A 7,000-nucleotide genomic window follows, 5' to 3' on the forward strand; every position below is an offset into this window, starting at 1 on the left:
CGTTGGCTAGTTTGCAGAGCAACTTCTGCGTGTTTCTGTTCAGTAATATCCCGCCCTACTGCCTGAAATTCGATAAAGTGTTCTTGCTGATCGAATAGTGCTCGATTGCTCCACTGAGTCCAGCGCACTTCATCTGCCACAACTACTCGGTTTTCGATCGTCACCACCGGATTATCGGCACTAATAGAAGCCACAAGTTGAGCAACGTTTTCTCGATCGGCTTCATACACGACAGGTTGGTATTTTTTGCCAATCAGGTCTTTGTGGCTTAAGCCAAAATAGCGACAGTAAGCTTCGTTGACAAACAGCAATGTTCCATCTGGCAGAAACCGAACAATTAGCTCAGTTTGGTCTTCAACGATCGCTCGGTAGCGGGCTTCACTTTTTCTTCGTTCTGCAATTTTGCACTCTAACTCTCGATTCGTTGCTTCCAGTAATGTTGGGCTGGGCAGCGCTAAGGCTTTTGGTACCAAAGGAATCAACAGGATTGCTGTGCTAACAGAAACTACTCCTGTAATTGCTTTGACGAATCCTGATAGCCAGTAAGTTGGGTGCCAAAGCGTCCAGACCTCTAAAACGTGCGTGGTTCCACACGCAACGATGAAGGCTCCAAACAAAAGAAACACCCAATCGAAGGGCAAATCCTGTCGCCTGCGAACAAACGATATCAGCGTGACTGGAATAGAGTAGTAAGCCAGTGCAATGAATGAATCCGATAGGATATGTAGCCACACCAATTCAGGCTTCCACAAGTAGCAGTGTCCGTGTGGAATGAAATTCCCACTGCTAAGAATCGAATGAAGCCATTCTAGAGGGAAAGCATTAAATGGTGCGTTGCTAAGAGCTAGATTGAGCATTGCATGAGGAGAAACACGTTTCTCCTCATTATCCACACTCGTATGTCAGATTAAAATGCTGGTAATCGTGACAAAGAGCACTATTTTGATGAAATAAATCAGCTCAACGCTGAGCATCACCAATATTAAGTGATGCTCAGCGTTCCAGATAAAGCTATTCTCTAGAAACTGCTAAAGCACGAAAAATTAAGCAAGTTAATCTTGTAACTAATCTAGATAAATCTTCTTAAAGAACTCGTTTCCAAGGAATGTCAAATAAGGGTCGAGAAACAGTGCTGCACGTTTGATGATCGTTGTGCAGCACTGTTTCTCGACGCGCTTTATTAACGTCTGTCTGTGCCATTCGCTGAATGTAAAGGCGATCGAGACGACGATCGTCCAACTGCCCTTCACACTAAACGCTGGCGTAGACTTGCTGATAGTACGCCTGATACTCGGTTGAAAGCAGCGGCTGCCACCAGTCTCGGTGCGTCAGGTACCACTGGACGGTTTGACGCAGCCCTGTATCAATGGTTTGGGCAGGTGTCCAACCTAACTCAGTTCTGAGCTTGGTCGCGTCGATGGCGTAGCGGCGATCGTGCCCCGGACGGTCCTTAACGAACGTAATCAGCTTATGCGACGGGCGGACAGGGAGATTTGGTGCAAGCTCATCCATCAGGTCACACAGTTTGTGCACCAAATCAATATTCTTGACCTCATTGTTGCCGCCGATGTTGTAGGTTTCTCCCGGTGTGCCACGGTGAATCACCACATCTAGAGCACTGCAATGATCACCTACGTACAGCCAATCTCGAATGTTCTGTCCATCGCCGTACACGGGAAGCGACTTGCCCATCAGAATATTGATGCACATCAGGGGAAGCAGCTTTTCCGGGAAGTGAAACGGACCATAATTGTTCGAGCAGTTGGTAATTAGTGTTGGCAGCCCGTACGTGTGGTGGTAGGCGCGGACGAGGTGGTCGCTGCCCGCTTTCGAGGCGGAGTAGGGGCTGTTGGGCGCATAGGGTGTGGTTTCTGAGAAGGCAGGATCGGTCGGACCTAAGCTGCCGTAGACCTCATCTGTAGAAACGTGCAGGAAGCGGTAGTCTGAGGGTTGCCCCATCGTGTTCCAATACTGCCGGAAAGCTTCCAGCAGCGTAAACGTGCCGACAACATTCGTGCGGACAAAGGCATCAGGACCCAGGATGGATCGATCGACATGCGACTCTGCGGCAAAGTGCGCAATGGTGTCAATCGCTTCCCCGCGAAACAAGGCTTCCACCAGCACGCGATCGCAAATGTCACCTTGCACAAAGCGTACGTTTGCCCGCTCCTCCAAGTCCGCAAGATTCTCGCGGTTTCCAGCGTAGGTGAGGGCATCTAGCACGACGATGCGATCCTGCGGATAGCGATCGCACCAGTGATGCACGAAGTTGGAGCCAATAAAGCCTGCTCCACCTGTAATGAGAATCCGACGCGGAGTTCTAGACATAACAATGTTCCTGTTGGGATGGATTCAAAGCGGATGTAGGATCAAGTCGCTGTTAGCGGTTGGGAAGCACTAGACTGGCTAGCAGAATCGGAGATTGCCTGCTGATAGACTTCCAGAATGGTGGTTCCCTTGACCTCCCAGTCGAAGCGATCGAGGACGCGCTGTCGTCCCGCTTGCCCCATCGATCGACGCAGATCTGGGGACGTTGCCAGTTGGGTCATTGCGGCTGCCAGACCATCGATGAAGTCTTGGCGGGAGGTTGGCTCAACGAGAATACCGCAGGAGGCATCCAGATAGTCTGCCGGACCGCCCCAGTTTGTGGCGATCGCAGGTTTTCCCATTGCCATTGCTTCTAGGACCACGGCACCACCACATTCCATCAGGCTCGGCAACACTAGCGCATCTGCCTGTTCTAGCCGTTGGGCGCAGTCAGCTTGAGAGAGCCAGCCTGCAAACTGGACGATGCTGGACAGTCCAAGCTCCGCCGCCTGCTGCTCTAGCGCGGCTCGTTCTACACCCTCCCCAATGATGTCGAGTGCGATCGGCACTGTTACCTGACGAACGGCACTCAGCAGCAAATCGACGGCTTTCCAGTCGACGAGCCGTCCGATGAAGACAAACTGCGTAGGGCAATCGTCCTGCTGCGGTTGCAAGGACGGCTCAGGCTTCCAGACCGATAAATCCACACCGTTCTCGACCAGCTGTATGACTTGTCCGCTCAGTCCGCTGGGTAGGGCAGCCTCGGTGCGCTGATTGGCAACTAGCAGCACGGCAGCCTGCCGCTTTCCGGGCATCAGCAGATTCAGCAGATTCGAGAACTGCCGTCCGGCGGCAACAGTCAACTGCGTCAAGCGGCTCTGCATCTGACGGAACGCAGGCGGATAGTCCATGCCACCGTTCATTGGTCCGATGACGACCGGAACGCCCATGCCGAAAATCATTGATGGCTCTTTGGGTGACACGGGCATTGGTTGATGAATCACGCTGATCTGATGCGTCTGAATCACTTGTTTAATCAGACGGCGCTGGACTAACTGAGTGATTAGCCGCAGCACAAAGCCCACGGTGAAGTAGGACAAGCGCGACGGAAGTGGCTTGCTGAGCTGCCAGAGCCAGCGGTGTAAGGCCGTATCAGGTACAAAATAGAGCCGATCGACCTCTTCGGCAAAGCGAGCGGTTAACTCCTCGCGCGTCCGTTCATGAACCATAAGCCACACGGGAATACCGCGCTGCCGCAGGACGCGAAAGTAGTGGAGGGGAAGGGCTGCCTCGCCGCCGAATTGAGCAGAGGCATGTTCGGCGACAATGAGAACGCGAGGGATTGGCATGGAGAGGTGAGGGAGTAAGGAGTGGATGAGGTGTTATCGCACCGTTGATTTAAGGGCATCGGCGTGATGGCGCGATCGCACGTCATCTAACTGCTGAGCGAGAGCGTGGGGCAGGGGCAGACCGAGGGTTGTTAGAAGCGTTTGGAGGCGATGTCGCCAGTCGTGGCGATCGAGATTACGCAGGTAGTTGCGCTGGTGAATGGCGTGGAGACGAGGAGTGTCCTGAAGAAGAGCGTGGATGAAGTCTACGCTCTCGCAAGGATCGTCAGGCAGATCGATCGTCGAATCCTTCCAGTCCAGCAGTTCGTCAGCCAGAGGCGTGGTCGGGCGCTTACCCACGACCGCGCAGCCTGCCGCACCACACTGGAACCAGCGCAGAGTCACGAATGAGTACGGAAACTGGCGCATTCCGGGATACAGCGTGTCGTAGGCGAGGGCAAGCTTGCTGGTTTGCAGACGTTGATAAAGCTGCTGCGTGTCTAATGGGTGCCGCTGCTGATCTGAAGGGATGACTTGGGCAAAGTCGTGTCCGGGTCGGGGTGTAGATCGGTAGTAGACGCGCGACGAATCGGGCGCATCAAACGCGTTGGCAAAGGCTAAATGGTGAGCAGGAGGAATGCGTCCGTAGCTAATCACGTCGATCGTCCGCTCTAATCTGCCACAGCCGTACGTCAGCACATCCGAAGCGAACGGCAGCAGAGACACAGGTACCTCCAGCGTGGACTGGATCGAGTTAACAATCTCTGGCATGGGCACAAAAATGTGATCAAGCTGGCGCGCTACGCTCGGATAGGCTTCCGGCGACCAGGCATCGAAAATGTACGCCGCTACCACATCAAAGCGCGATCGCCAGTTTGGGATGCTGGAGAGCAGTTGCAGCCGAGCACTAAACGGTAGCACCATCAGCAGCACATTGGGACCATCGCTGGATTTCGGCAAGGCAGTGGATTCGTAGACGCCGATCGTGCGGGCAATCCCTTTAGCCAGCAGCGGCGATCTAGACTGCGCCCACATCATCATGCTGCGGTATAGCGGAGCTAGAATTGTCGCGCTACACGTTTGCGCCAGAATGTCTTCGAGTTCAAACAGCGGATCGTAGGAAACGCTAGAGCACATTCCCCGGTCCGAGAGAACGTAAATATTCATTGCTTCTACGCCAGTTCAATCTGACAGTCGTCCCCAATCATGAATCGCAGCGCCTTGGGTCGTTGGGGAGCCGTTTTCAGTTGAGCACGCTGTCCAATGACGCTATCAACGATGCGTTGATGAATGCCCGTGACTTTGGCACCTTGCAGGATGACGCTGTGCTCTAGCTCTACTTCAACGAGGGTGACGTTATTCGCGACGCTGCTGTAGGGACCGATAAAGCAATTCTCCAGGTGGCAATCTTTGCCGATCGACACAGGACCGCGTACGGTGCAGTTGATTAGCCGCGATCCTGCGCCAATCTGCACGCGCCCAAATACTTGACTGCGCTCATCGACCTCGCCGCATACGTCGGACTGGAGGCAGGTATCAAGAATAATTTGGTTCGCTTCTAGCAAGTCGTCTTTCTTTCCAGTATCTAGCCACCAGCCTTCGATCTGGCGGGCTTCGACACGCTTCTGCTGGTGGATCAGCTCTTGAATCGCATCGGTAATTTCCAGTTCACCTCTGGCAGACGGTTGGATTCGATCGATCGCCTCATGAATCGTCGGCGCGAAAAAGTAGATGCCAACCAGTGCCAAATTTGACGGCGGCACTTTCGGCTTCTCAACTAGCCGCATCACTCGCCCTTGCGCGTCTACTTCTGCCACACCAAAGGCACTCGGATTCGCGACTGGACGCAGCATAATTAATCCATCCATGTGCTGCTCTTTGAAGTCTGTCAGCAAGCCGCCTAGCTCATTCTGGATCAAGTTGTCGCCCAGATACATCACGAACGGCGCATCGCCCAGAAACGGACGCGCCACTTTCACGGCATGTGCCAGCCCAGCCGGACTGTCCTGAAGAATGTAAGAAATATTGGCACCGAAGCGATCGCCATTGCCCGTTTTCGCTTTGACCTCCTCGCCAGTCTCGGGACTGATGATGATCCCAATGTCGGTAATTCCTGCGGCAACGATCGCTTCAATGCCGTACCACAAAATCGGCTTGTTAGCGACAGGAACGAGCTGCTTGGCTCCGGTGTAAGTCAGGGGTCGCAGTCGCGTTCCTTTTCCGCCGCTGAGAATAATTGCTTTCATAGGGGGGGTTGGGTTGGAGGGTTAAGGGTGAGTAAGCAGCTTTTGGGGATGGGTCACTAGTCTCAGGAAGCAGACGGCTATAGCGACTAGCCGCTAACTAATGGCTCTTTTCAAACAGCTCTGCTTCAGAAAGTCGCTGGGCGGCTTGGTCTTTGCTAGAGAGAATGGGGTCTGCTGTCAAGGTCCAATCGATCGCCAAGTCAGGGTCATTCCACAAAATTGCTCGCTCGTGCTGCGGAGCGTAAAAATCTGTAGCCTTGTACAGCACTTCTGCAAGATCAGAAAGGACTAAGAAGCCATGAGCAAATCCGGCAGGCACCCAAAACTGTCGTTTATTCTCAGCACTTAGGACGCAACTGACCCACTGCCCGAAGGTTGGCGACCCCTGGCGAATATCAACAGCGACATCGAGAATGCTGCCGACGATGACTCGCACAAGCTTTCCTTGCGGCTGCTGAATTTGGTAGTGCAAACCGCGCAGCACGTTTTGTCGAGAGCGCGAGTGGTTGTCCTGGACAAATCGTGCGTTAATGCCCAAGTCCGCAAAAATCTGTTCGTTGTAGCTTTCAAAGAAGAAGCCGCGATCGTCGCCAAATACGCGCGGCTCCAAAATTAATACATCGGGAATGCTACTAGGTAAAACGTTCATTCCAAGTTCCTCACACTGACCATCCGGTCGATGACTGCGATCGTTGCATGGGTGCCCACCCTAGAACGTTTGCTGCCCTAGAGTTCCCCTAGAGCACATCAGATGCAACACTCTCAGTTTAGGATGGACACTCCACGGGGAAAAGACGGCACTTCCCAGCATGAGGTCGAAGAAAAATCCCTGCTTGTCCCTCACATCTTTCAGCACTGGAGGACACGTGAAGGCTACAGGTAGCCATGCTCCATTAGAAAGGCTGGCGTCAAGTGTTCTGAAGACGGGGATGCCTGTGTGCCAGCCAGGCTAGAACCTGTGCGAATAAACTTCTCGACGTATTTACCCAAAATATCGCCCTCCAAATTAACCCAGCTTCCAGGGCGTAGGGATTGAAGATTCGTTTCGGCATAGGTCACGGGAATCACAGCAGCGGTGAACCAGGTGCCTGTAGGGTCACAATCGGCAACGGTAAGGCT

At 53.4% G+C, this 7,000-nt stretch carries 6 protein-coding genes and 1 pseudogene; all 7 read right to left on the reverse strand.

Annotated features, from left to right (window positions below; genetic code table 11):
• A partial coding sequence (locus tag H6F43_RS07995; RefSeq protein WP_347272385.1) for a PAS domain S-box protein occupies positions 1–734 on the reverse strand: 734 nt, incomplete at its 3' end.
• A gap of 517 nt (positions 735–1,251) precedes the next feature.
• On the reverse strand, positions 1,252–2,328 hold the full coding sequence (gene rfbB / locus H6F43_RS08000; RefSeq protein ID WP_190342273.1) for a dTDP-glucose 4,6-dehydratase: 1,077 nt from the start codon (positions 2,326–2,328) through the stop codon (positions 1,252–1,254).
• A gap of 41 nt (positions 2,329–2,369) precedes the next feature.
• Complete coding sequence (locus H6F43_RS08005) at positions 2,370–3,656, reverse strand: glycosyltransferase (protein ID WP_190342274.1); 1,287 nt, start codon at positions 3,654–3,656, stop codon at positions 2,370–2,372.
• A gap of 33 nt (positions 3,657–3,689) precedes the next feature.
• Positions 3,690–4,802: a glycosyltransferase gene (locus tag H6F43_RS08010; protein ID WP_190342275.1), complete on the reverse strand. Its 1,113-nt coding sequence runs from the start codon at positions 4,800–4,802 to the stop codon at positions 3,690–3,692.
• A 5-nt stretch (positions 4,803–4,807) separates the two neighbouring features.
• The gene (locus tag H6F43_RS08015; RefSeq protein ID WP_190342276.1) at positions 4,808–5,881 is read right to left on the reverse strand and encodes a glucose-1-phosphate thymidylyltransferase; all 1,074 of its coding nucleotides are present in this window, start codon (positions 5,879–5,881) and stop codon (positions 4,808–4,810) included.
• A gap of 97 nt (positions 5,882–5,978) precedes the next feature.
• On the reverse strand, positions 5,979–6,530 hold the full coding sequence (gene rfbC, locus H6F43_RS08020; RefSeq protein ID WP_190342277.1) for a dTDP-4-dehydrorhamnose 3,5-epimerase: 552 nt from the start codon (positions 6,528–6,530) through the stop codon (positions 5,979–5,981).
• Positions 6,531–6,754: 224 nt separating this feature from the next.
• Positions 6,755–7,000 (reverse strand): annotated as a pseudogene (locus tag H6F43_RS08025) (riboflavin synthase); the annotation flags it as partial.

Source organism: Leptolyngbya sp. FACHB-36, from assembly GCF_014695955.1.
Taxonomy (GTDB): Bacteria; Cyanobacteriota; Cyanobacteriia; order Leptolyngbyales; family Leptolyngbyaceae; genus FACHB-36.

Excerpts from the sequence above, each read along its gene's own strand:
- rfbB (WP_190342273.1), bottom strand. The coding sequence starts at position 2,328 with ATGTCTAGAACTCCGCGTCGGATTCTCATTACAGGTGGAGCAGGCTTT.
- H6F43_RS08005 (WP_190342274.1), bottom strand. The coding sequence starts at position 3,656 with ATGCCAATCCCTCGCGTTCTCATTGTCGCCGAACATGCCTCTGCTCAA.
- H6F43_RS08010 (WP_190342275.1), bottom strand. The coding sequence starts at position 4,802 with ATGAATATTTACGTTCTCTCGGACCGGGGAATGTGCTCTAGCGTTTCC.
- H6F43_RS08015 (WP_190342276.1), bottom strand. The coding sequence starts at position 5,881 with ATGAAAGCAATTATTCTCAGCGGCGGAAAAGGAACGCGACTGCGACCC.
- rfbC (WP_190342277.1), bottom strand. The coding sequence starts at position 6,530 with ATGAACGTTTTACCTAGTAGCATTCCCGATGTATTAATTTTGGAGCCG.